The organism is Microbaculum marinum (genome assembly GCF_037855135.1).
Classification (GTDB): domain Bacteria; phylum Pseudomonadota; class Alphaproteobacteria; order Rhizobiales; family Tepidamorphaceae; genus Microbaculum; species Microbaculum marinum.
The window spans coordinates 103642-128467 of record NZ_JAZHOF010000010.1 but is presented as its reverse complement, the minus strand read 5'-3'; the positions used below and the strand labels follow the sequence as shown (position 1 = coordinate 128467).

At 63.0% G+C, this 24826-nt stretch carries 23 protein-coding genes and 1 tRNA gene; 10 read left to right on the top strand and 14 right to left on the bottom strand.

Annotated elements, in window-relative coordinates; genetic code table 11:
- Window positions 1-271: 271 nt before the first annotated feature.
- Window positions 272-1435, bottom strand: coding sequence for a type IV secretory system conjugative DNA transfer family protein (locus V3328_RS21870; RefSeq protein WP_340331850.1), 1164 nt, complete (start codon window positions 1433-1435; stop codon window positions 272-274).
- On the bottom strand, window positions 1432-3054 hold the full coding sequence (locus tag V3328_RS21865; protein ID WP_340331849.1) for a recombinase family protein: 1623 nt from the start codon (window positions 3052-3054) through the stop codon (window positions 1432-1434). The genes V3328_RS21870 and V3328_RS21865 overlap by 4 nt, the downstream gene beginning before the upstream one ends.
- Window positions 3055-3529: 475 nt before the next feature.
- Between V3328_RS21865 and V3328_RS21860 the strand changes: the two genes are divergently transcribed.
- The 4 genes from V3328_RS21860 to V3328_RS21845 all read left to right on the top strand — a co-directional run bounded on the left by V3328_RS21860 (window position 3530) and on the right by V3328_RS21845 (window position 5761).
- Window positions 3530-3874, top strand: a complete 345-nt coding sequence (locus V3328_RS21860) for a helix-turn-helix transcriptional regulator (protein WP_340331848.1) — start codon at window positions 3530-3532, stop codon at window positions 3872-3874.
- Between the two features lie 34 nt (window positions 3875-3908).
- Window positions 3909-4367 (top strand): hypothetical protein, encoded by a 459-nt coding sequence (locus V3328_RS21855; RefSeq protein ID WP_340331847.1) that lies wholly within the window; start codon window positions 3909-3911, stop codon window positions 4365-4367.
- A gap of 165 nt (window positions 4368-4532) precedes the next feature.
- Window positions 4533-4874 (top strand): DUF3768 domain-containing protein, encoded by a 342-nt coding sequence (locus V3328_RS21850; RefSeq protein ID WP_340331846.1) that lies wholly within the window; start codon window positions 4533-4535, stop codon window positions 4872-4874.
- A 50-nt stretch (window positions 4875-4924) separates the two neighbouring features.
- Window positions 4925-5761 carry an IS110 family RNA-guided transposase gene (locus V3328_RS21845; RefSeq protein WP_340331845.1) on the top strand — a complete coding sequence of 279 codons (837 nt, stop codon included), beginning with the start codon at window positions 4925-4927 and terminating at the stop codon, window positions 5759-5761.
- Between the two features lie 308 nt (window positions 5762-6069).
- On the opposite strand, the gene V3328_RS21840 is transcribed toward V3328_RS21845, so the two are convergent.
- From V3328_RS21840 to mnmA, 7 genes are all read right to left on the bottom strand, one after another.
- Window positions 6070-6714 carry a tRNA-dependent cyclodipeptide synthase gene (locus tag V3328_RS21840; RefSeq protein WP_340331844.1) on the bottom strand — a complete coding sequence of 215 codons (645 nt, stop codon included), beginning with the start codon at window positions 6712-6714 and terminating at the stop codon, window positions 6070-6072.
- The gene (locus V3328_RS21835) at window positions 6711-8207 is read right to left on the bottom strand and encodes a sodium:solute symporter family transporter (RefSeq protein ID WP_340331843.1); all 1497 of its coding nucleotides are present in this window, start codon (window positions 8205-8207) and stop codon (window positions 6711-6713) included. The genes V3328_RS21840 and V3328_RS21835 overlap by 4 nt, the downstream gene beginning before the upstream one ends.
- Window positions 8208-8209: 2 nt before the next feature.
- Window positions 8210-8653, bottom strand: a complete 444-nt coding sequence (locus V3328_RS21830; protein ID WP_340331842.1) for a hypothetical protein — start codon at window positions 8651-8653, stop codon at window positions 8210-8212.
- Window positions 8654-9319: 666 nt separating this feature from the next.
- Complete coding sequence (locus V3328_RS21825) at window positions 9320-10210, bottom strand: replication-relaxation family protein (RefSeq protein WP_340331841.1); 891 nt, start codon at window positions 10208-10210, stop codon at window positions 9320-9322.
- A gap of 207 nt (window positions 10211-10417) precedes the next feature.
- Window positions 10418-10494, bottom strand: a tRNA-Met gene (locus V3328_RS21820).
- Between the two features lie 102 nt (window positions 10495-10596).
- Window positions 10597-11328 carry a class I SAM-dependent methyltransferase gene (locus V3328_RS21815; protein WP_340331840.1) on the bottom strand — a complete coding sequence of 244 codons (732 nt, stop codon included), beginning with the start codon at window positions 11326-11328 and terminating at the stop codon, window positions 10597-10599.
- Window positions 11329-11335: 7 nt separating this feature from the next.
- Window positions 11336-12526: a tRNA 2-thiouridine(34) synthase MnmA gene (gene mnmA, locus V3328_RS21810; protein WP_340331839.1), complete on the bottom strand. Its 1191-nt coding sequence runs from the start codon at window positions 12524-12526 to the stop codon at window positions 11336-11338.
- Window positions 12527-12977: 451 nt separating this feature from the next.
- On the opposite strand from mnmA, the gene sciP reads away from it, so the two are divergent.
- Both sciP and V3328_RS21800 read left to right on the top strand, forming a co-directional pair.
- Window positions 12978-13253, top strand: a complete 276-nt coding sequence (gene sciP, locus V3328_RS21805) for a CtrA inhibitor SciP (RefSeq protein WP_340331838.1) — start codon at window positions 12978-12980, stop codon at window positions 13251-13253.
- Window positions 13254-13518: 265 nt separating this feature from the next.
- On the top strand, window positions 13519-14328 hold the full coding sequence (locus tag V3328_RS21800; RefSeq protein ID WP_340331837.1) for a MipA/OmpV family protein: 810 nt from the start codon (window positions 13519-13521) through the stop codon (window positions 14326-14328).
- An 18-nt stretch (window positions 14329-14346) separates the two neighbouring features.
- On the opposite strand, the gene V3328_RS21795 is transcribed toward V3328_RS21800, so the two are convergent.
- Complete coding sequence (locus V3328_RS21795; RefSeq protein WP_340331836.1) at window positions 14347-16227, bottom strand: adenylate/guanylate cyclase domain-containing protein; 1881 nt, start codon at window positions 16225-16227, stop codon at window positions 14347-14349.
- A gap of 92 nt (window positions 16228-16319) precedes the next feature.
- On the opposite strand from V3328_RS21795, the gene V3328_RS21790 reads away from it, so the two are divergent.
- A complete protein-coding gene (locus V3328_RS21790) occupies window positions 16320-16931 on the top strand; it encodes a GNAT family N-acetyltransferase (protein WP_340331835.1) in 612 nt (203 codons plus the stop codon).
- A gap of 44 nt (window positions 16932-16975) precedes the next feature.
- Here V3328_RS21790 and V3328_RS21785 read toward each other — a convergent pair whose 3' ends face one another.
- The 3 genes from V3328_RS21785 to V3328_RS21775 form a co-directional block, all read right to left on the bottom strand.
- Complete coding sequence (locus tag V3328_RS21785) at window positions 16976-17398, bottom strand: VOC family protein (protein ID WP_340331834.1); 423 nt, start codon at window positions 17396-17398, stop codon at window positions 16976-16978.
- A 200-nt stretch (window positions 17399-17598) separates the two neighbouring features.
- A complete protein-coding gene (locus V3328_RS21780) occupies window positions 17599-18891 on the bottom strand; it encodes an aspartate aminotransferase family protein (RefSeq protein WP_340331833.1) in 1293 nt (430 codons plus the stop codon).
- 97 nt (window positions 18892-18988) lie between these two features.
- A complete protein-coding gene (locus V3328_RS21775) occupies window positions 18989-19378 on the bottom strand; it encodes a hypothetical protein (RefSeq protein WP_340331832.1) in 390 nt (129 codons plus the stop codon).
- 176 nt (window positions 19379-19554) lie between these two features.
- Here V3328_RS21775 and V3328_RS21770 point away from each other — a divergent pair, with 176 nt between their 5' ends.
- From V3328_RS21770 to mprF, 3 genes are read left to right on the top strand one after another with little or no spacing between them, the layout of a single operon-like run.
- Complete coding sequence (locus V3328_RS21770; protein WP_340331831.1) at window positions 19555-20490, top strand: aminotransferase class IV; 936 nt, start codon at window positions 19555-19557, stop codon at window positions 20488-20490.
- Between the two features lie 26 nt (window positions 20491-20516).
- Window positions 20517-20810, top strand: coding sequence for a GNAT family N-acetyltransferase (locus V3328_RS21765; protein WP_340331830.1), 294 nt, complete (start codon window positions 20517-20519; stop codon window positions 20808-20810).
- A 15-nt stretch (window positions 20811-20825) separates the two neighbouring features.
- Window positions 20826-23423, top strand: a complete 2598-nt coding sequence (gene mprF / locus V3328_RS21760; RefSeq protein WP_340331829.1) for a bifunctional lysylphosphatidylglycerol flippase/synthetase MprF — start codon at window positions 20826-20828, stop codon at window positions 23421-23423.
- A 70-nt stretch (window positions 23424-23493) separates the two neighbouring features.
- Here mprF and V3328_RS21755 read toward each other — a convergent pair whose 3' ends face one another.
- Window positions 23494-24645, bottom strand: coding sequence for a GGDEF domain-containing protein (locus V3328_RS21755; RefSeq protein ID WP_340331828.1), 1152 nt, complete (start codon window positions 24643-24645; stop codon window positions 23494-23496).
- Between the last annotated feature and the right edge of the window lie 181 nt (window positions 24646-24826).

Below are 24826 nucleotides of genomic sequence, written 5' to 3'. Positions count from 1 at the left end.
TCCTCGGGCGCTGGGGCAACTCGAGCAATCGCGCCGACCGCAGACGCCGATAGCCAGAACGTCACACCCGACAACTACTTTCACAGGTGGTCGTTGACGAGATGGGCGATGAGCTGACAAGCTCACGCTCGACTGGCGCGAACTCTTCTTCACGTCAAGGAGACGACGCCGCAGGTTATGGGCCTGATGATTTCCGTCTAACTACTCTCTCCGACGCAGAGCTCTCCACCCGCTGTTGTCCCGGCAGAAAGCATTGTTGATGCTAGTGAGACTACGATGGTGATGTCTTCGCCGAAAACGCCCTCGTCTGCACACCGGAGACCATGAGCCTCATGTATGCCTGGTAGTTCGGCAGGTTCACCAGGTCGACAGGCTCCGGGACATTGCTGGCCAATTGCTTGGCGAGCACGGCGGCATCACTGGCGCCGACGCGGAACACGATCAGCGTCCCGACGTTTCCCAGGATCGCGTCGAGCACGGCCTTTTCGACCTGAGACGTGTACTGATGGCTCAGCACCAGCCCGAGCCGATATTTCCGCAGCTCGGAGAGCATCTCGGTGAACGCGGAGGTGGTGAAGGAATGGAACTCGTCGACGTATAGGAAATAGGGCCGGCGCGCGGCTTCCGGCTGGTTCTGTCGGGTGTACGCCGCCAGGGCAAAGGATGAGACGATCAGACCACCGAGGGTGTTGGCGACGTCGGCACCGAGCTGGCCTTTCGCCAGGTTGACGATCAGGACACGCCCCTCGTCCATGATCTGACGGAAGCGAAGCGGCTGCTCCGGCGTGCACACTGCTTTTCTCACCGTCGGATGCGCCAGAAACACGCCAAGCTTGTTGGCGATCGGGGCGACGCCGTCAGCGGCCGTCTTGTAGTTCATCTTGGGGAATTCCACGGTCCAGAAGCCCCGCACCTGTTCGTCAGTCACAGCGGCCATGACTTGCTTGCGAAAGCCAGCATCCAGGAACATCGGAATGATGTCCTGGAGCGTCGAGCCTGGCCGCGACAAGAGCGCCAGAAGTGCGTGCCGAAGGAGGTGCTCCATGCGGGCACCCCAGGCGTCCGACCATTGCTTCTTCAGCGTTTCGATGAGACCGGAGGCGACCAGCGGCCGGTATTGCTCGGCAACGTAGGTGAGCGGGTTATACCCGATGGGGCACGCCGGATCGGCGGCATCCCAGTAGATGGCATCATCCCCAGCCAGTTCGGCGACCGACCGTGCCAGATCTCCGTGGGGATCGATCAGGCAGCAGCCGCGGCCGTGCGCAAGATCCTGGCTGATCAGCTTCGACAGCAGCATAGACTTGCCGGTTCCGGTCTGGCCGATGATGTATGTGTGGAACAGGCGATCGGACTGGTGGATACCGAATACCCGCTCCGGCTGGCGTCCGCGGGTTTGGCCGATGGTCGTGACGACCTCGCCGACGGGCTTCACAGGCGGTCGCGGCCATCCTGACAATCATGTTTACCGAAGGCCGCTTTCCCATAGCTATCCATGAACAAGCCGAAGAGCCGCGCGACGTTAGGCGAGCGGGCGAGATCTGCCAGGCGTTGAAGGGCGTGTTCCTCGGATTTGGTGCTGCGAGGCTCGCACGTTCCAACTGAAAAAGTTCGAGAAGTGGCACGGTGATGTGCACACGACAGGACACCCAAGGCGTCATGGGTGTCTCGCAGCCATTTTGATGGCTCAACGGTCACGTTTTTGTCTTGGACGGAGCGGTTCGAGGTTGCGATTTGGACAATCTCGCGCTTTTCGGCCGGTTCGGCGAATTCATAGTGAACTGCAAGGCTTTTCAGCCGTTCGAGAAATTTTCGGATGGTAAGTGGGTTGTCGTGGAACCGCGCGTCTTCGCGTGCTGCATTCTGCAGGGCGGCTTTCTCCAGGAGCAGCTTCTGCTTGCGCCTGGCAAAGCTCCCGGCGTCGATGATCTGGTCGATGGCCGCGTCTTCCAAGCGCTCCAGGCGTGCATCGAGATGTGCAAGCTGCAACGCGCAGGTCTGGGTCTTTGCGCCGCGGTCAAATTTCCGCGTCCAGACCTTGGCCTTCGTGTCGATCTGGGCGATCGCCTGGTCCGTGAGCGGCGTGGCTGCCAGCACGTCCACGATGCCATCGCTGAGCGCGTCTTCACGGATGCAGTTACGCCGGCAATCGGGGAACTGGCAGCGATAGTAGACGTGGCCCTTCTGGCGTTCCGGGATCATCGAGCGCGCGCACCTGCCGCAGGCAAACAGCCCTCGGAAAAGATGGTTGTGCCGGGTGACCTTCTTGCCGCTCTTGCCCGCCTTGATTGTCGTGACGCGTTCAAACAGCTCCGTCGAGATCAGCGGCTCGTGGGCACCCTCATAAACCTCCCCGGTCTTCCTGATACGGATGATTCCGGCGTAGAAGGGATTGCGCAGCAGCGCTTCGACACTGCCTTTCGGGAGCGGCTGCCCCGACGGTTTGGCAAGGCCCCGCCTCGCTATCTCGTTGCGGAGTGAATGCAAGGAATGCTGGCCACTGCCATAGAGCTCGAAGGCAAGCTTCACCAGCGGCCCCTTGACCGGATCGATGGTCTTGAGTTGACCCTTGCCGTTGTTCAGGTAGCCGATCGGGGCCGAGAACGGGTAGTAGCCACGCTCGAGTTGGCCCCGTTGGCCTTTGAGCACCTCGGAGCGCAGGTTGCGTACATAGTCTTCGGCGACCGCCATCTGGATGTTGGCGGCCAGCCGGCCGCCGCGGGAGCGGAAGTCGAGGCTCTCGGTTGCGAAGTGGATATCGATGCCGTTGTCGGCCAGTTCGCCGATCTTGGCCCAATCAAAGAAGTTGCGCGCCGAGCGATCGATCTTGTGCATCACAACGCCGGCCGCCCTGCCCGCCTTGAGCGATTTCAGCATCTGGTTGAAGACCGGACGGCCCGACTTCGCCGCCGTCTGCTGCTCCTCGAACCAGCGGACGATGGCAATGTCGTTGCCCTCTGCAAAGCGCAGGATCGCATCCTTCTGCGCATCCAGCGAGACGCCCTCCCCCTGCTTGTGCGAGGAGACGCGCACGTAGCCAAAGCAGTGTTTCATATGTCGTTGGGGTTATCCTCGGACTCTACCACATCCCCAAAATCCGGCGAATCCCTCCACGGCCAGGTGCCCTCCCTGACCATGCGCTCATAGGCGCGTTCGCAGAGCGCAAGATATCGCTCCAGCTCAGGCGGTAGTTCGTTATTATCGTGTGACATGCCCACCAGTGTACGGGTGGGACTTCGGAGCGAAAGACGCCGGAAGGTGCAGAGTTTTGCACATGGGGGGACGTTGTATTGAGGTGCAGAAAAGGTACCCTGTTCGGGTGATGGGAAAGAATGGGAGGTACCGGGCTCCTTGGTACCGTAACGGCTGACGAGCGGATCGACGCGGTTCCCGGTCGGGAGGGGTTCCACCCCTCCATAGCCAGGGCATGCCGGTTCGATCCGCTCGTGGAATGTTCTTTGACACGTTTATGAGTAACCCCCTGGCACGGCTTCCCATCGGGCCGACGACCGGGGACCAATCAACAACAATGCATAGTTCTTTTGCTCACGACCTGAAGACGGCCAGGCGCCGCTCGGGTCTGTCGCAGGCTGACTGCGGCCATCTGCTCGGCATCGCCAAGCGGCGGGTATCGGCCTTCGAGTCCGGCAAGGTCCTGCCCTCGGTGCCGGAGATCTGCTCGCTGTCGCTGATCTTCGGGCGCACCTTCGAGAGCCTGTTCAGTTCGGTGTTCCTGGAGGTGCGCACCGAATTGAGAGCCCGGCTCGCCACCATGCCCAGTCAGGCAAGTGGATGGCTTGGCCGCTTCAATCGGCGCCATACCCTCAACACCCTGGCCGAGCGTTTAGAAGACAGCCGCATGCACCGTGCCTGAGCATCCGATCCCGGGATCTGAGGGTCAGATCCTGGTGTCTGAGTTCCGGATCATCGGGATAGCCGTCGCCTCTGGCCGGATCGGCTACGCGATGCTGACCTGCGACGACAAGCTGGTAGATTGGGGCGCCTCACGGGCCGCCGCCCTTTCGCCGGACGCGGCCAGGGCCAAGGTAACCGCCTGGATCGACCTCATCCATCCCGGCGCCATCGTCACCGAGCGTCCCGGCAGCAACGCCCGCAAGCGCGGTCTGACGCTTGCCCTGATGCAAGCCGTCACTGAGACCGCATCGCAGAGCGACGCCATCTGCGTCACCACCACCAAGGTGCGCCGGTACAAGGACAAGTACCGGGAAGCGGCAGCACTCGCCAAGGAGTTCCCGGAACTCCTGCCGCACCTGCCGAAGAAGCCCGCCGTCTGGCTCAACGAGCCCAAGCGCATGATCCTGTTCGAGGCGCTCTCGCTTGCCCTGCGCCTTCGGGAGACGCGGTAGCCAAAAGGCACCCGGGCATTCGGGTGCCTTTTGCACGGGGATCTGCGCTGCCCGTTGCCGACCGAGACTTCGACCGGCCACCAGAACATTCCCCCCACCGGCCTCGTGCCGCCATCGCTCGGCGCGAAATGGTTCGTTCCGAGCGACAGGCAGAAGGAGGCTCCCATGACGGGACAGACAGCCGAAACCGTCTATCGCATCCGCGCGCTCAACGACGCCTTCAGAAAGAACTGGACATTGGGCCGCGTGTTCCTGTCGGCCGGAATCTCGGGCCTCGACGAAGAGGCACGGGTCAACGTGCTCTCGGCGGTGATCGTCTTCGACCAGTTCACCCCCGACAACGACCCGTTCGGGGAGCACGACTGCGCCATCGTTGCCATCGACGGCCTCCGGGCGCTCTGGAAAATCGACTACTACGACAAGGACCTCCGGTTCCATTCAGAGGACCCGGCTGATCCCGGGAAGACGACCCGCGTGATGACGATTATGTTCCCAGACGAGTACTAGAGTGCCTTGCGCCGGCCTATACGGACCGGCGCTTTTTGCAGACCAGCCGCATGTCGCCGGCGATCTGCCACGGCTTGCGTGCTCTCGGCGTTCCCGTCGTGTGCATCGATGCACGGCAGGCGCACCAGAGCCTGAAGGCAATGAGGGCGAACAAGACCGACCCTCATGACGCTGCCGGGCTGGCTCAACTTGCAAAGACCGGCTTCTACAAGGAGGTGCATGTCAAATCTCCCACCGCCCATGGCGTACGCGGCGTCATCACGGCGCGTAACCATCTCGTCGAAGCCCGGATGCGGCTCGACACCATGATCCGCGGTCAATGTGCGACCTTCGGATTAAAACCCGGCCCTGGTCAGGGCAAGGCCTTCATCGACCGCGTGATGGAGGCTGCCAACATGCCGGGCCTCGGCCAGAGCATCCCTGCGCTGCTTTCGGTGAGGACACGGATATTGGAACAGATCAGGGAAATGGACCGGACTTTGTGTGAGATTGCCAACCGATCCCAGTCCCGCCAACGCCTCAGGAGCATCCCTGGCGTTGGTGTTCAGACTTCGGCGGCATTCGCCGCCGCCGTAGATGAAGCTGGCCGGTTCCCGCGATCGCGGACTACCGGAGCCTACTTCCGTCTGGTTCCCAGACCCCACCAATCCGGTGAGGTCGACTGGACGGGCCGCATCACCAAGCAGGGCGACAGCATGGTGCGCAAACTGCTCTATGAAGCCGCCAACTCGATCCTGACCCGCAGTCGTGGCAACTTCGCCCTCAAAGCTTGGGCCCTGAAAATCGCGAAACGGCGAGGCTTGAGAAAGGCGCGCGTGGCGCTTGCCAGGCGGCTTGCTGTCATCATGCACGCGATGCTGCGCGACGGCACGTTGTTCCAAGCATGAGGTAAGATAGAATCCAATTGCAAGCGGTGAAGCCGGAAAGCTGAACCGACGGCGGTGTCCCGAGAGGGAACGCAGGGACGAACGATCTGCGAAGGTTAGCGGATGGGCCCAAGAGCCCGCTTTGAGTCAATGCAACGTTCGGCCTTGTGAAACCCGATACAGCACGACGACTGCCTCGCAGCCGATTGGTGCGGACAGATCCTTGAAACCCTCAAGGGAAACACCGCAAAGCTCAGCCAATTGCAGATCCGGACCCTGATCCCACTTGCCGCCCCTTATTTCAGAACAATTCTCTGATTGTGATTTCCTCAGATTCCAATTTCATATCTCTTGATATTTATCCTCCTGTCCGCATTTATGCGCATATCATATTTCCCAGAATACATCGCCTCTACAATTACTGTGAGACTTTCTGCTTCATAACTCGGATATATCATTGCCCTATAACGCTTATTATTCACATTCAAGCCAATTAACAACGTTGGCAACTCTTGCAATATATAGCCACATAAATAGGTAAGCTCCGACTCCGAGATTCTCTTTTCACGCCTGGCTGCATACATCGCGGCAATTTCCCTAACGTCCGCCCGGAATTGCGGATCATAAGCAAACGAATTGTTAACAACAAAATATATGTCCCAATATTCTTTGTTCAGAACATCTCTCCATCTGACACATTCGACAATCGACTTGAGCGATTTTTTAGATGCTTGACTTATCATAAACTCAATATCTCTCGCCCTTCTCTCCAGCTTTCTACGCAATGCATTTTCCTCGCCGCCTTCAAATAGACGCATATTGACCAAATCAATTTCATCCGCGATTAGATACCTGACTCTCCTCGCCTCTAGTTCGTCAATTGCAATCTCATTTATTTCCGTAAAAGATCGCACGGTCAAATTCTTATTGCTTAGACTAATGCCAACGAAAACGTTCTTGGACTGGTCCTTCATACTCTCAATCTTTTACGTTTCGTAACCAGCCAAAGCGCAGCAAACGGTACCGTGCCCGCCAAAATAGCCAACGGGCTATTCATCTGGATCAAAGAAATATTTCCAATGCGGTTTCCGAATAAGGTTAAGGTCACTGCAACTACAAACGAGACTGCCAGTGAGACTAGCGCTGCTATATTGCCGATTTTCGATCTAAGAACACCTTCTTCTAGTAGCATTGCAAACACAATCGTAGGCGCCACGATAATAGAAAAGCTAAATATAGTAAACATCCAGGATATTATATCAAATCCCATAAACTTAAAAACACCCACATATAGAATAATTGCAAACACAAGTATAGAGAAGGTAATAGTTGGCACGATAGAAAGCGACAATTCTCTCGCATTACCGTCCCTTTCGTTTTCCTTAAACTTTAGTTCTACCCATATCGCATGAATTATTGGCAGCAACGCGCTATCCAGCGTACTAAACATTGCAGCAAGACATGAAACAAAGAACGCGGGGAATAGTACGTTGCTTAGAAAATTTTCATCCGAATCCCTGAGGATCTCAAACATGTTTATAAGTCCAGGATTATCACTTGTAAATATACCTTTGTAAAATACGATACCTAATGCGACGTACAACATGGTAAGGAAAACCGTTATTATCGCTCCTAACAACATTCCGCGCCCAACATCGGTGCGCGAATTTGCCGATGCGGTCATCTGCCATGTACGCAAAAGACTAGGGGTAAGGAATACGTTAACTACCAGCACATTTAAAAGCATAGACCAGGGCAGCAAAAACCCTCCCTCCGATATAACTGGATTCGGAAATATGTTCTCCATACTTAGCAAGGCGCTATATCCGCTGCTATCTGATGCTAGAAACAGTAGTATTACTATAACGGGCATTATCAATACCCAAATTTGTACACTATCTGTTTTCACAACCGCGTTCATCCCGCCCCAGGTTATGTACTGGAATAATACGAAGCATATGATCACAATAGAAAGAGAAGTTATATTCTCTGACCCAAATACATGAAAAATCGACACCCCAACGTACAGCTCTATCAACAATATAGCCATGAGGCCGAGCAATGATATTGCCATAACGGATAGACTGATAATGCGGCTCTCGTATTTTGCCCTGACGAATTCTCCTAGAGTGCCCATAAAATGGCGATCATTTTTATGAAAGAATTCATTAGGAATTCTGGGAAGTAAAATTTTGTTGAACAATATAACACCAATTATCAACGTAAAGGGGGCGAACAATATATATGCACCATGCGTCAATCCAAGCACAACAAAAAAGAAAATAACGGTTCCGACGGAAGTAGACGCGGCTGCGTAGGAACTCGCGAACCCCTGACGTCGTAAACTGTGACTCATTAAAAAGTATTCTTCCGCCGATTTTGATTTTACCCGGTTCTTGTATCCAACATAAAGAAAAGATGCGACCACAATTAACGACAAAACGGCGGTTGTGACAATGGACAACATAGCTACTTCCCCCGGCTAGATATCTTTAATGGTATTATAGCGGCTGTTAGCGCGACAATGATGCCCCATATAATTGCCACCTGCCACTGAAATGATGATTGTGCTTCACTTAATCCACGTTCCATTCGAAGGTATCTATCACTTACCCGCTTCTCACTCTCTAGAACTCGGTTTTCTAGGATTGCGACTCGAAGAATGAGGCTATCGAGGGTTTTGTCGCCAGTAGTTGATAGCGTACTTTCATATTCTGGGTCTGAACTTAATTCGTGTTCAAGAGAAATTAGGCGAGATTCGAGATTTGCGAAATCCTCGGTATCTTTCGAGGCTGGAACAGCGTTTGCGATAAGAAATATTAGGAGCGCAACTCCTATGTAGAGAATGAGAATAACAACGAAGAAGTTGTAATTCTCATTGTCGGCTTTGGCGTCTGAGTGCAGGCCGTTCATGGCGTCCCCCCCGATGGAAAATCCTCGAAAATGCTGTCCCACATCCCCCGAACGTGGATTAAGTCGCTCCGATTGAGCAGTTGTCTAGATTTTGTTTTTGAGCGATCGCAGAACGTTATCATTGCATTAAGGTACTCTGCAAAGTATGGACCTGCTAGTGGGCAGTGTATAGCTGCTGCCTCGAAATGTGTACATATTCAGTGCATCCTGTCGATCAGCTGGAGCATTGGTTCTTCGCAACCGACCCAGTTGCCCACTGCACCCTGCACGGTATGGACCGGAACATGAAGACCACTTACCGGTGGGCAGAACGAGCGCCAATGTGCCTAACAAGTACGAGGACCCGGATATGTAATTTGGTCTGTTGGATGGCGATCCGTCGCCGGTTCGGTAGATCTGTCTACACTTGCTCATGAGAGGTGTAAGCGCGTGGAGATGCTCTACCGAGAGTCACTAGGATGAACGCTCCCCGCGTTCTCTGCAGGATGCAGCCATCGGAACATCGTTTCGGATTCGCCGCTGGCTATTGAATTGCACTGCACTTCATGCGTCGAACAAAGTGCCGCCGCGCGGATTGCAATGCATTCAGTCATGCCCAAGCATAACTGACCGAGCCGGAGCGACATTGGCAGATACTAGCCGCGGATCGCCAGTAAAGGCACGGCGCTATAAAGTCTGGCCCAAAGCCAATGTCGAGGCATGTGCCGTTCCAGCGCTCAGTACCCGCAGTTCCAAGCAGGGAATTCCCCAAGCACTCCTATATGCTTGCGATTGAAGCAGCGCCTCATACGCCGCCTGTTTGAAGGCTAGTGACGAGAGCTTTCCCGTGCTGCGACTTTTCGGGCTGCTATTCTCACACTCCAGGGCGAAGAAACGATACAGCTTCTCGTCGCCAACTAGGTGCTCGACCCCATACAGCGCATCGGGAATAACATCCGTCGCGATCAGCGCCTTGATCGCCGTCAGGTCATTAGAGGGCCGCACGGTCACCGGTATCGCCAAGGGGTGCTTTGCCGAAGTAATGGGCCTGTTCGGAAGGCGGGTCAGAATCTCATCGACCGGCACAAAGCGCCGGCTTCTGCATCTCCTCGTCTCGATCTCCGTTTCCGCCAACGCGTCGACGATCATCATGGCGTGGTCAAAGTGCGGGGTCGTGCCGCCCCGTTCGCCCTTCCCGAAGGTCACGGCGCGGTGCGGCAGGTCCCTTTGACAGCCAAGGTATCGACACCCCTTGGCGGACAGCTCGTATACGATCGGCTGGTAACGAGCGTCAAAGCGCCGCCACTGTGCGGCGGGTCGATCGATAAGACCAGTTTCGTGGTAGAGGTCGCCGAGGCGCTCGGCGAAGCGCTTCTCGGACCGCGGCTCTACCAGCGCCGCAAGGTGCGTGGCCCGCAGGTACCGATAGCGATAGAGCCACCAGAGGATCTCGAAATCCCGGTCGCTGAGAAAGATCCGTTTGCCGATCGGCGTCCGCTGGAAGCGCGATCGACGGCCCATGCCATCTCTTGCTTTGACCTTTGACATAGCGGGCAGGATGCGCTGCACGATCACCACGTCAACGTGCGCTATGAAGCGGAATGTGCCGGCACGACTGACGGTGGTCCGCTATGCGCGTGCGGTCAATTTGTCGTTATCTCTGTCCGACCCCACCTCTCGCGAAACTCTTCGAGCAGATTGCCGCGTTCGGTGAACTGCTCTGCGCACTCAGAGGCTATAGCGAGGCTAATTTGCTCCAAGCTGCCCCTAACTCATTGAAAAGATTGGTAGCGGAGGAGGGACTTGAACCCCCGACACGCGGATTATGATTCCGCTGCTCTAACCAGCTGAGCTACTCCGCCGCCGCGGGCGCGCCGCGGGTGGGCGCGCCGGGTGGGGGCGATATAAGGAGCGCCGCTTGCAGGTGTCAAGCAGGAGTGTCCCGCAGCCGGCGCCGGCGCGCCTCAGGCGCCGGCGGCGGCACGCAGGGGAACGGCAGCGGCGGCCGCCGCGCGCCGGCGGAACCGCATCATCGTGAACAGCCCGGCCGGCGGCAGCGGCCGGCGGTCTTCCAGTTCCAGGCCCGGCCGGCCAAGCACCTTCTCGGCGGCGAAATTGGCATGCCAGCCGATCCGGTCCGCAAACGGCGCCATGGCGCTCTCGATGGCCGCGCGCGGCCCCTCCTCGGCGCTGAAATGATTGACCAGCACCACTTCGCCGCCGGGCCTGCAGACGCGCTCCAGCTCGGCCATGACGGCCTCCGGCTCCGGCGCGACGGTGACGACGTGCATGGCCACCACGGTGTCGAAGGAGGCATCGGGAAAGGCCAGCGCGCCGGCATCCATCTCCAGGATCGCCTCGACGTTGCGCAGCCCGGCGCGGGCCACGCGCCGCCGCGCCACCGCCAGCATGTCGGGCGACAGGTCGATCCCGACCACGTCGAGATGCGGCGCATAGTCCGGCAGAGCGACCCCGGTGCCGACGCCGACTTCCAGGACGCGCCCGCTCGATCCGTTGATATGCCTGATTGCGGTCCGGCGCGCCGGCCTGGCGATCGGCGCGAACAGCTCGTCGTAGACCGGAGCCCAGCGCCGGTAGGCGCGCCGCACGGCCTCGTGGTTCATCGATGCGGGCCGGATCGCCTTGCCCGGCGCCGAGAACAGCCTGTCCAGCAGGGAGCGTTTCGATGCCGACATCAGGCCGTCAGCGGGCCGCGGCGACGGCGGGCGCGCGCACCGCGGCGGCCGGATGGACCTGCGTCGGCTGCGCCGTGGCGATCCAGCCGCCGCCGAGCACGCGGCTCTGGGCCTCGTCGGATTCGTAGAGCACGCAGGCCTGTCCCGGCGAAACGCCGTATTCGCCGGCCAGAAGCTCGACCTCGACGGCGCCCTCGCCCACCGTCAGACGGGCCGGCTGCGGGGGGCGCGTCGAGCGCACCTTGGCGAACAGGTCGTAGCGGCCGGCCTGCAGCGGCGCGCCGCCGATCCAGTTCAGGTCGCGCAGCACGACGCTGCGCGTCTCCAGCGCCTCGCGCGGCCCGACGACGACCCGCCGCCGCTCGGCATCGAGCGCCACGACATACAGCGGCTCGCCGACGGCCACGCCGATGCCGCGGCGCTGGCCGATGGTGAAATGGATGATCCCGTCGTGGCGGCCGAGCTGGCGCCCGTCGACATGGACGATGTCGCCGGCTTCGGCGGCGCCCGGCCGCAGCCGCTCGATGACCTGGCTGTAGCGGCCGGTCGGCACGAAGCAGATGTCCTGGCTGTCGCTCTTCTCGGCGACGGCAAGGCCGTAGTCGCGCGCCAGTTCGCGGGTCTGCGGCTTGGTCAGGTCGCCGAGCGGAAAGCGCAGGAAATCGAGCTGCTCCGGCGTCGTGGCGAACAGGAAGTAGCTCTGGTCGCGCTCCGCATCGCGCGCCCGGTAGAGGGCCCGCCCGCCGTCCGGCGTGCGGCGGCTGGCGATGTAGTGGCCCGTCGCCAGCGCGTCAGCGCCGAGATCGCGCGCCGTCTGCAGCAGGTCGGCGAACTTGATCTTCTGGTTGCAGCCGACGCAGGGGATCGGCGTCTCGCCGGCCAGATAGCTGTCGGCGAAGGCGTCGATCACCGCCTCCTGGAACCGCCTCTCGTAGTCGAGCACGTAATGCGGGATGCCGAGGTCCTCGGCGACCCGGCGGGCGTCGTAGATGTCCTGCCCCGCGCAGCAGGCGCCGGCCCGGTGCGTCGCCTCGCCGTGATCGTAGAGCTGCAGCGTGACGCCGATCACGTCGTAGCCCTGCCGCTTCAGCAGGCCGGCGACCACCGAGGAATCGACGCCGCCCGACATCGCCACCACAACACGCGTCTCGGCCGGCGGCTTCGGCAATTCGAGGCTGTTGAGCGGCGGCTCGTTCATTCTCAGGGCGTCGTTCGGGTTGATCGGTTCGAAGATCCGGCGCGTCGGAAGAGCCGGACGCCGGCTGGATGATAAGGTCTGTGGCCGCGCATTCAAGGTCGCGCTGCAGCGGCGGATCGCAGCAGGCCCGTTCGCCGACTGCGGCTCGAACAGTGAGGACTGGGTCAATACACGACCGGCCACAAAGCGCCAAACTGAAATCACGCCGGACACCGCAGCGCCCGGGCCTTGCCGTTGGCAGCCGCGTCCCGCCAACCAACGAAATCGTTTACGACAGCTTACCGTCGGCAGCGGCCGGCGGCATTGAAACCAAATCGCAAGACAGTTGTCTCAATTTGAGGCTAGAGCGAGGAAACTGTTAAGAAAATGACCGCCATTGCTTTAGCCAATTCTTAAGTCGATCCGCCTACTCTGCCGGCTGTGTTGGTCAGTAGAGTGTGTGAGAGTATCGATGACCGATCAGTACCGCCCCAGGGTGAAGTACGTGATTGGGCCGGACGGCAGTCCCCTGACGATCGCCGACCTGCCCCCGAAAACCACCAAGAGATGGGTGATACGGCGCAAGGCGGAGGTGGTCGCGGCGGTTCGCGGCGGCCTGCTCAGCCTCGAGGAGGCCTGCGAGCGCTATACCTTGACGGTGGAGGAATTTCTGAGCTGGCAGCAGTCGATCGACCGGCACGGACTGCCGGGACTGCGCGCGACGCGGGTCCAGCAGTACCGTCACTGACCGTTCCAGTCATCATGATCGTGCTCGAACGCCGGCCCGCAAGCCGGCGTTTCTCATTCCGCCCGGACCTCGTCCCGGTGCTGGGCGCCGATATCCTGCTTCGTGGTGTTACCCCGCCGTCCGGTGCGGCGCTGCCGGTGTGACATTGTGGTCACGACCGCGGGCTATTGCGTGTTTCCGGGCACGAGAAGGGATTAGAGCTGTGCAATTTGATCCCGAAACGGTGAAACTGCGTATGAAAGTCGCGCGAACCGCCCGGAGGACTATGGTGCATCGAACACTTGCGATCGCGGCGCTTGCCGCCGCCGGCTTTGCCGCTCCGGTGCTCGCCGACCAGTACGAGACGATCTACGTCGAAGAGGAGGTGATCGACACCACCACGACCGACCTGTCGCTGCGGATTGGCATCGGCGGTCTGGTGCAGCCGGATTACGAAGGTTCCGACGACTACGAGATCGCGCCCTGGCCGATCGTCTCGCTGGAGTATCTGCGCCTGCCGGGACTGGGCGAGTTCGGCGGCAGGACGGTCGGGTTCTCGATCGGGCCGTCGTTCGGCTTCGTCGGCGAGCGCGACCAGTTCTCCGATCCGGCGCTGATCGGTCTCGGCAATGTCGACGCTGCCTTCGAGCTCGGCCTGAAGGCCGCTTACGAGGTCGATCATTGGGGCGCCTACGCGGCCCTGCGTCAGGGCTTCGGCGGGCACGAGGGCCTCGTCGGCGAGGCCGCGCTGTACGGCGTCTGGCGGCCGGTGGACCAGTTCGTGCTCCGCGTCGGGCCGGACGTCAGCTATGCCACCTCCGAGTACTTCGACACCTATTTCTCCGTCACCCCGACGCAATCTTTCCTGTCCGGCCTGCCGGTCTACAACGCCGGCTCCGGCTTCAAGTCTGTCGGCATCCAGGGACTGGCCGTCTACTCGCTGACGGAAAAGGTCGACCTGCACTTTCGCGCCGGATATGACCGGCTGGTCAGCGGTGCCGCCGACTCGCCGATCGTCACCACGGCCGGCAGCCGCGATCAGTTCACTGCCGGCATGGGCATCAGCTACCGGATAGATCTCGACCTGTTCGACTGACCCGGCCGCCCTTGCGCCCTATCTTGCGGGCACGGCGGCCTTCCCGATCGCGACGGCCTGCGGCTGCAGGTGGGTATGGAGCCGCACCACCGGGACCTTGTAGGGAACGCCCGCGAGGTCGTGCTCGCCGACGTTCTCGCCATCGGGACCCACGCCCGCGAGCCTGGCGGTCGTCGCGCTCATCAGCACGGTCACGTCGGCGCCGGCGTCCAGCTTGTGACCGAGCGATTCCAGCCGCTGCGCGACGTTCACGGTGTCTCCGACGATCGTGTAGTTCACTCGGCCCGGCGCGCCGATATTGCCGACGACCGCCGGTCCGGTGTGCAGCCCGATCCGCATGCGCACCGGCTGCAGGCCCTTGCGCGCCCGTCTTTCGTTGTCCCGGGTGATGGTATCGGCGATGCGACGAGCCGCCGCCACGGCGCGCGCGGCGTGATCGTCCATCCGGTCGGGCGCGCCCCAGAACGCCATGATCGCATCGCCGATATACTTGTCGATGCTGCCGCCTTCCCCGGTGATGCATTCCGCCAGCAAGCCGAAGTGGCGGTTGAGGAACGCGGCGGTTTCCTCCGCGCCCATCCGATCGGAGATCATCGTGAAGCTCGCGATATCGGTGAACATCACGGTGACCTCGCGGGTCTCCGATGTCACGCCCTCTCCCCCGCTGAGCGCGATCAGCCGCTGGACGAGCTGTCTCGGCACATAGGTCTCGAAGACCCGCAGGCCGTCCAGCATCATGTTGAACGCCCTTGCCTGGTCGTCGATTTCGGCAATCGGGCTGCCGGCCGGTCGCGGCACCGTCTTCATCTCCAGTCGCGACACCGCCACGGCGCTTTCGGCGAGACGGCGGACCGGTCGCGACACGAAGCCGCCGATGAACAGCGCCGCGATCACGGCGAGAACGGCGACGACCAGCCCGGCAATTCCCGACATCATCAGGCGCTGCAGGGATTCGCCAAGCTGCTCCTGGCGATAGTATGCCCCGATCGCCAGCGGGCGCTCGCCGTATCCCAGCACCCAGCGATAGAGGATCAGGTAGCGTTCGTCGCCGACATCCAGCCGTTCGACCTCGACGCCCTTCTTGCGCGCCGTTTCGGTGAACGCGACCGGCTGGGCCTTGTCGAGGTTCAGAATCACCGGATCCTTCGATTCCGTCACCGGGATGATGGCATGGGTGCCCGAGCCCCCGGCCGCCGCTGCGAGGTCGGGATGCGCCAGCAGGTGGGTTTCGCCATACAGGATGAACGCCGTGGCGTCGTAGGATCGGCCGATCGAGGCGACCAGCCTGGAGAACTGCTGGAGCGACACGGCCGCGCCCACGAAGGCGACGTCGGAGGCGTCGGAATCGACCCGTGCGACGACGTTGAGGAACGTGGTGCCGTTCTCCACCACCGGGTCGCCCCAGACGTGCGGCGTGCCGGCGGGGACGCTGGCGAGCCGGTTGCGCAGCCGCGGGTCGAGCTCGGTTTCGGCCGGGAGCTGCTTGTAGATGCCTTGCGCATCGCGAAAGACGCCGCGGCGCCTCAGTTCGCGATCCCAGTACAGCAGCACCTCCACGTCCGGCGCCGTCGCCAGCACCACCGTGAGCATGTCAGTCACTTCCGACGGCGTGGCCGCGCGGAAATGGTCGGTGCGCATTTCGCTGGCGATGCCGTCCACCAGTCCCGCGCCGGCGTCCAGCCTGTCGCGCACCTCGGATTCGATCCCGTCCAGGATCAGCACGATCCGGTCGTTGAGCAGTTCGACCGTGTTCCTCGTGCTCGTCCCCAGCGCGATCCACAGCACGGCGACGGTGGCGACCAGCACCAGTCCGCCGGTGCTCAGCGCAAGCAGCGTCCGGATCGCGATCTTGCGCGGCAGGCGGCGGCGTTCTGGCCCGTCGGGAATCGGGGTGTCCATGGGCCTCATGTTATCGCAAGGGCGTCCGGTGTGCGCAGCATTGATCGATGCGGCGTTGCGCAACGCTGTCGGGCGCGCTATCGGCTGACCGCATGACACAGCTCGTCCTCGAAGGCTACACCGACCTGCCGGCCGATCGCGTGGCGGCGGTCGCGACGTTCCTGGAAATGCTGGAGCCCCCGGGTTCGACACCGTCGGCGCCGTCCCGGCGGCCCGACCTGGCGCTGAACCGGGTCGACGACCTCGATCCGGGCGCTTATCGCGACCTGTTCCGGCGGGTCGGCACCGAGTATCTGTGGAGTTCGCGCCTGCGGCTCGACGATGCGGCGCTGCTCGACATCCTCCGCGATCCGGCCGTCGAGGTGTACCTGCCGGCCTCTGGCGACGGACCGGTCGGCCTGCTGGAGCTCGACTTCAGGGACATGCCCTCGGCGGAGATCGCCTTCTTCGGACTGGTTCCCGAGGCAATCGGCGGCGGCGCCGGGCGCTGGCTGATGGACCGCGCGCTGGAGCTGTCGTGGCGCGACGGGGTCGATCGCGTCTGGCTGCACACCTGCACGTTCGACCACCCCGCTGCCCTGGCATTCTACCGGCGCTCGGGATTCGTGCCCTATGCGCGCAAGATCGAGGCCTTCCCCGACCCGCGTATCGACGGGCTGCTGCCGAGGGACGCGGCACCGCATGTTCCGCTGATCGGCAACTGAAGCATGCGGATACGGGCGCCGCAGCGCCCGTATCCTGGCGGCGACTACGATGCGCCGAACGTGACGTGTCCGTTCTCGTCGATCGGCCAGGCGGGATTGAAGGCGATCTCCCAGGTGTGGTCGTCCGGGTCGGCGATGTAGCCGCGGATGCCGCCGTGCGGCGGTGCGGCCGGTTCCAGCAGGATCCGCCCGCCGGCGCCGGCGAGACGATCCATGACCACCTTCGCCTGGTCCTCGGAGGACACGTTGTGGGCGAGCGTGAACGCACCGGGCGAATGAAGCCCCCGCCCCATGTCGTCCTCCAGCCGCGCCTTGAGCCACGTGCCCAGGACGAAGCCGTTCATCTGGTAGAAGACGATCTCCTCGTTCTCGAAGACCGGCGTCCAGCCGAACCCGTCCGTGTAGAAGCGCCTGGAGCGCTCCAGGTCGGAAACGGCAAGCGTGATAACGGAAATCTGCTGTTGCATGTCCACGTCCTCTCGTGCGCCGGCGCACCATGCGCGGGCGTTGAAGGCCGTGGGACTCGCCGCCGGGCAGAAGCGCCCGAACGAAGGACAGACCCGCCTCGGGCGGGGACCGGACTAACCATACCGGCCTGTCTTTTCCGACATCCAGATCCTACCAGACCGGGCCGGACCGCTCAACAGATCGCTGCTTTTCGATTTCTCTACGCCCTGCCGGCGACCACGTCGGAGATCGCCGTATCGAGGATGTCGAGCCCCTTGTCGATCTCCTCGCGGCCGGCGGTGAGCGGCGGCGCGATGCGCCACACCGCGGCCATGCCGCCGACCGAGACGATGTTCATCGACAGGCCGAGTTCCATGCAGCGCCTCGTGATCGCCGCGCCGCGCTCGGCATCGGGCTCGCGTGAGTGGCGGTCCTTCACCAGTTCGACGCCGTACAGCATGCCGAGCCCGCGCACGTCGCCGATGACCTCGTGGCGCTGCTGGATGGCGTCGAGGCCGGCCTTCAGGTGCGCGCCGATCTCCAGGGCGCGAGCGTTCAGCCCTTCCTCCTCGATGACGTCGAGCACCGCCAGCCCGACCGCCGCCGGCAGGGGATCGGAGACGTGCGAGGTCAGGTGGAGGAAGCCCTTCTCGTGGCAATCCTCCTCGATCGCGGCGGTCGTGCATGTCGCCGCCAGCGGCACGCCGCCGCCCAGCGTCTTCGACAGGGTCAGGATATCGGGCTCGACCCCGAAAACGTCGCAGGCGAAGTTAGCCCCGAGCCGGCCGAACGCCGTCTGCGCCTCGTCGAGGATCAGCAGCATGCCGCGCTCCCGGCACTTCTCCTTCAGCCGCTGCAGGTAGCCCTCCGGCGGCACGATCACGCCGCCCGACGACTGCACCGGCTCGGCGATCACGGCGGCCGGCGATCCCGACGACTGCGCATCGACCATGGCGAAGCCGACGTCGAGGCAGGTCATGTCGCAGGTGCCCTGGCAGTGCCGGATCGGGCAGCGGTAGGCGTTCGGCGCGGGAATCGCCGCGGTCCCCGGCATCGCCGGGCCGTAGCCCTTGTGGCCGGCGACATAGGTCGAGGAGGCGGCTCCCGCCGTCATGCCGTGCCAGGAGCCGGTCATGCCGACCACTTCCCATTTGCCGGTATGGAGCTTGGCCATCCTGAGCGCCGCCTCGTTGGCCTCGCCGCCCGTCGACAGCAGCAGCGACTTGCTCATGTCTCCGGGCAGGATCGCCGCCAGCCGCCGGGCGAGATCGACGACCGGCGGGCTCAGCATACCGGAGAACAGGTGGATGGCGCCGTCGCAGGACGCCTTCACGGCGTCGACGATCCTCGGGTGGTTGTGGCCGAGCGTCGAGCACATCTGTCCCGACGTGAAGTCCAGGATCGCCCGGCCATCGCCATCGTAGACGTAGGAGCCGAGCGCCCGCTCGATCAGCCAGGGGCTGAACTGGGCACCGTAGCGGATCAGGTGTTCGTCTTGGGCTGTGGCGGTCATGCGCGGCTCCGGCATCGGGGGACGGAGACGACACTACCGCACCTGCGCGCATTGATGAACTGGCGCGCCGGTGCCTGCGGCGCCATTTCAGCGTCGCTCAGGCGTGGCAGAACACGATCACGCTGAAGCTCCGGTCCTCGAAGTTCGAGTTCGGCGCGTAGGTCCGCACGAGCAGTGCGCCGGATGCATTGGCTTCCGCGACGATGAAGCCCTGCTCGCCGCTCGCGCCCGGGCCGGTGATGGTCGCCGTCGCGGCGCAGGTCGGCGTCAGTTCCCTTGCGAAGGCAATCCTGTACTGTCCCTGCGGCCCGACCTTCTGTGCCGACACCGCCCCGGCGCCGCCGGCGAGGTTGCCGCTCGCGCCGACCCGCGCCGACATCACCGACATGCCGAGCGTCTTATCGGCGGCGGCCGTCAGCCGGTCGATCGGCAGGATTGCCATCATGGCGACTGCGGCGATGATCGCGGCGACTGTCCGTGCGGTCATGATCTGAACTCCTTTGCTCACGCGGGACGGCGTGCGGTGGTGATCGATTTCGGACCGAGGTCTCCTGTGGGAAAGTAGACCATATTGCAGGCCTTGGCGCAGCCTGCGCCGATCCGACTCGCCCAACGGCGATATGCGCCGTATGGAGGAGAAGCGTTCAACGAGAGGCACGGGCAATGGCCACCGGAACCCACGAATACGACGACGATCCCCGCAATGCCGATATCCTGATCTCGGTGAACGGGGAGCTGTTTCCCAGGGAGAAGGCGGTCGTCTCGGTGTTCGATTCAGGTTTCATCCTGGGCGACGGGGTCTGGGAGGGGCTGAGGGTGATCGGCGGCGGCGTCGCCTTCCTCGACGCCCATCTCGACCGGCTCTACGAGGGCGCGAAGTCGATCGACATGGACATCGGCCTGTCGCGCGAGGGGCTCGCCTCGCGCATCTTCGACTGCCTCGACGCCAACGCCATGAGCGACGGCGTGCACGTCCGCCTGATGGTGACGCGCGGTCTCAAGAAGACGCCCTACCAGGACCCGCGGGTAACTATCGGCCCCGCCACCGTCGTCATAATACCGGAGTACAAGACCGCTTCAGAGGATATAAGGCGGCGTGGCCTCAACCTGTTCACCGTCCACATCCGCCGCACGGCGCCCGACATGCAGGACCAGAAGCTCAACAGCCACTCCAAGCTCAACTGCATCCTCGCCTGCATCCAGGCGACGAAGGCCGGCGCCGACGAGGCGCTGATGCTGGATCCCGACGGCGCGGTGGCGACCTGCAACTCGACCCATTTCTTCATCGTCCGCGACGGCGAGGTGTGGACGTCGGACGGGCTCTATTGCCTCGGCGGCATCACCCGGGCCAACGTCCTGCGCGTCTGCCGCGACAACGGGGTGCCGGCGCGCGAGAAGCGGTTCTCGCTGGTCGACGTTTACGGGGCGGACGAGGCCTTCGTCACGGGGACCTTCGCCGGCCTGACCGCGGTTCACCAGGTCGACGGACGGTTGATCGGCACCCCGCCCGGCGACGGTGAGCGCACCGGACCGGTGACGCGCCGGCTGGCGGGCCTGTACAAGGAGCTGGCGCGACGGGAGTCGGTCAGGCCGGCTTGAATTGGCAAAGGGATGGGGACGGAATAATGGATGAGCCAGTGGACATCGCACTCGAGGACGGCGCGAGCAAGGGCCGCTACGTCGCCCGGATCGAGGGGGCGCCGGACGCCGAGATGACCTTCTCGCGCGGCAATCCTCATCTTGTCATCATCGACCACACCGAGGTGCCCGACGAGATGCGCGGCAAGGGGGTCGGCAAGGCGCTGGTCGAGCGGATCGTCGCCGATGCGCGCGAGAAGAACTTCAAGATCATCCCGCTGTGCCCGTTCGCGCGCGCCACCTTCGAGCGCCATCCCGACTGGCGCGACGTCCTCGCCTGACCGCGGCGCGTTCGGATGACATCGGCCGCCTGGAGCGCCCGGCTGCGCACCTTCGACACGCGACAGATGGTGATCTCGGCGCTGACTGTGCTGATCGCGGTCGCGGCGGTGCTGATCCTGCGCCACCAGCTGGCCCATGTCAGCGCCAACGACATCCGCAACGCGCTCGCCTCGGTGCCCTCGGGCGCCATCGCGCTGTCGCTGCTGATGGTGGTGGTGGGCTATGCGTGCCTCGCCTCCTACGACTGGTTCGCCCTGCGGATTCTCGATCGTGACATTCCCGCCCGCGACGTGCTGCTGACGGGCTTCACCTCCTACGCGTTTTCCAACAGCCTCGGCTTCGCCCTGCTGACCGGCGGTTCGATCCGCTATCGCGCCTATTCCGCGCTCAAGGTGCCGCTGTCCGACATCGCGCTGATCACGATCTATTCGCACATCGCATTCGTCATCGGCGCCGGTTCGATCATGGCCATGGCGGGCATTGTCGACACGAGCCAGCTGGCGGCCGCCGTCACCCTGCCGCCTGTCATCGTCCGCGCCCTTGCAATCGGCGGCGCGGTGGTCGTCGTCGGCTACCTTGCGATGGCCGCGCTCGGCGGCGGCAAGGTCTTCGAGTTCCGGCGCTTCTCGCTGCCCATCCCGACCCCGCAGATCGCGTTCTCGCAGTTCGTCATCTCCACGATCGACGTGCTGGTCTCCGCGGCCGCGCTGTACCTGCTGGTGCCTGTCGACCTGCCGTACGGGTTCCTGACATTTGCCGGAATCACCGTGGCCGCATTCGCGATCGGCGCGGCAAGCCACGTGCCGGGCGGCCTCGGCGTGGTCGAGGCGGTGCTCTTGCTCAGCGTGCCCGCCGACACCAAGGCCGGCCTGTTTGCCGCGATCCTCGCCTTTCGACTGTTCTACTTCATCCTGCCGCTCGGGATCGCCGTGGCGCTGGTATCGGCAGGCGTCGCGCGCAGCGGTGCCAACCACATCGCCGGGCTCGGCGGACAGGCGGGCGCCGCGCTGCGGACCGTCGCGCCGCAGCTGATCGGCGCCGGCGTCTTCCTGGCCGGCGCGGTGATGATCTTTTCTGCAGCCATTCCGGCCGCCACCGCCCATGTCGAAGCCCTGCGGCCGTTCCTGCCGCTGAGCCTGCTGGAAGCCTCCCACCTGATCTCCAGCCTTGCCGGCCTTGCCCTGCTCATCCTGTCGCGCGGACTGATGCGACGACTTGCCGTCGCCTGGCGGCTGACCGTGATCACACTGGCGCTCGGCACCACGCTGTCGCTGTTCAAGGGCCTCGGCCTGCTGGTTACCGTCCTGCTCGCGGCCATGATGATCCTGGTCGTGCTCGCGCGCCCGGCCTTCCATCGCCGCTCGGGCTTCGCGGCGGGCACCTTCTCGCTCGCCTGGGTGGCGGCGATTGGCGCGATCCTGGTGATCGCGGCCTGGTTCGGCTTCTTCAGCTACCGTCACGTCGAGTACCGCAACGAATTGTGGTGGCAGTTCGCCTGGAGCGGCGATGCGCCCCGCTTCCTGCGCGCCATGATCGTCGTCGGCGGGGCGATGCTGCTGTTCCTGATCTGGCGTATCCAGGCCCCCACCCGGCCCGCCGGACCCTCGGCGGAGCCGGTGCCGGATTCGGTGCGGGCGCTGCTCGCCTATGCGGAGGATCCGGAGGCGAGCGTCGTCCTGCTCGGCGACAAGCGGCTGCTCGTCACGCCCGACGAGACCGCCTTCATCATGTACCAGATCCAGGGCAACTCGTGGATCGCGCTGGGGGAGCCGGTCGGCACGCCGGAAGGCCGGCAGGAAGCGGCATGGGCGTTTCGCGAACTGGTCGACAGCTACGGCGGCACGCCGGTGTTCTACAGCTTCCGTCCGGAGTCGCTGCCGCTGTTTCTCGACCTGGGGCTGACGGTGACGAAGTTCGGCGAGGAGGCACGGGTCCCGCTCGCCAACTTTTCGCTGGAGGGACCCGAGTACAAGGACTTCCGGTACGCCATTCGCCGTGCCGGCCGCGAGGGTGCAACCTTCGAGATCGTCCCGAAGGCCAACGTGCCGGCGATCCTGCCGGAGCTCAGGGACGTTTCCGACGAGTGGCTGCAGGGCAAGTCAGGCGGCGAGAAGGGCTTTTCGCTCGGCTTCTTCTCCGACGACTATCTGCGGAACTTCGACATCGCGGTGATCCGTGCCGGCGACCGCATCGTCGCCTTCGCCAACATCCTGCGCTCCGGCGTCGACAAGGCGGAGTTCTCGATCGATCTGATGCGCCACCGCTCCGTGTCGCCCTACGGCACGATGGACTACCTGTTCGCCGAACTGATGCTGGCTGCCAAGGCGGAGGGCTATACCTGGTTCGACCTGGGGATGGCGCCGCTGTCGGGCTTCGAGCACCACCCGCTCGCCCCGATCTGGCACAAGGTCGGAAACTTCGTCTTCGCGCACGGCACGTCCCTCTACAACTTCACCGGCCTGCGCGCCTACAAGGACAAGTTCCACCCGGTCTGGACGCCGCGATACATGGCGATGCCCGGCGGCTTCGCCCTGCCCCGCGTGCTGATGGACTGCGCCACACTGATATCCGGCGGCCCGGGTGACTTCGTGCGCAAGGCGATCGGGCGCTAGTTCGCGTCAGGAGGTCAGCCTTGGCCGGCGCCCGTCCGGCAACTCTTGCAGCAGCCCGTCGAGCGCGCGGTCAGGCTATCGACCTCATCGCCGGCTCGGCATCGGCGGCGATGATCCGGTCCCTCCCGCCTTGCTTGGCCAGATAGAGACGGCGGTCGGCGCGGTCGAGGAGGCTGCCCATTGTGTCGCCCGGTTCGGCGCCGGCAATGCCGAAACTTGCCGTCACAGCTGTCTCGGGGCGCAGGAAGGCGTATTCCATCCTGGAAAGTTCCACCCGCAGCCGCTCGGCGAATACGATCGCCGCATCCCGTCCGCCATGCAGCAGGATCGCGAATTCTTCGCCGCCCGTCCTGCCGACGACATCCACAGGCCGCGCCGATACGCCCAGCAGGCGTCCGAAGGCCCGCAGCACCTCGTCGCCCGCGCCGTGTCCGTAGCTGTCGTTGATCTGCTTGAAATGATCGAGATCGCAGGCGATCAGCGTCAGGGGGCGACTGCCCGAGGTCATGATCGTGCGGGCCCTGACCTCGAAGCCGCGCCTGTTGAGCACCCCGGTCAATGCGTCGACGTCCCGCTCGCGGCGGAGGTCCTCCACCAGGTCGGAGACCGCCGCGGCAAGGAGGGCCGTGGCGAAAGCCGTTCCGAGGACCGCAAGCGACAGATGCAACGCCGCCCAGAACAGCGACTCGGCGAAGGCTGCGGCGGATTTGGGCGCATCCAGCCCGATCGTCAGCGCCGTGCGGAAGAAGAACTGCAGCGCGAACACCAGCAGCACCCAGAACAGGACCCGATCGACCAGCCGTCCCCGTCGGAGTGAGACCAGTTTGCAGGCCGCCAGCAGGAAGATCGCGCCATAGCCGAAGTTCTGGATGTAGACCCGCACAAGCGTGTTGGGCTCGATCACGGCGAAGTACCAGAGCCCGCCCATGACGGCCGCCAGCAGGACGAGACCGGTCCGGACACCGAGCCGCTTGCCGGAGCGCCACAACACGGCTTCGGCGACGAACAGCACCGCGGCCGTATAGAACAGGCCCGATGCCAGGGCATTCGGAGCCGTCCCGTCGGGGAAGCTGAACACCTGCATCAGCGCGCCGACCGCAAAGAGGAAGGGCCCGGCGGCGAGCAGCAGCAGATAGTGGCGGGTCTTCTCGATCGTCCACGCCCACAGAAAGGCGAGCGCGAACACGCACAGCACCCCGGGCGCGACGAGCGCCATGGTCATTCTGGCAGTGGATCCGTCCACTTCGAGCGCGTCTCTGGGCTCCGCCGCGATCGCGGCCAGGGAACACGAATGGCCTTCCGGTACGTCAGAAAGGGGGCTCTATACGCTGTTTTGCACGGCAAGCAAACGGTCGCTGTCTCCGCTGCCAGCGACCCGGCCGTTCGATGCCCCGGACACGGTC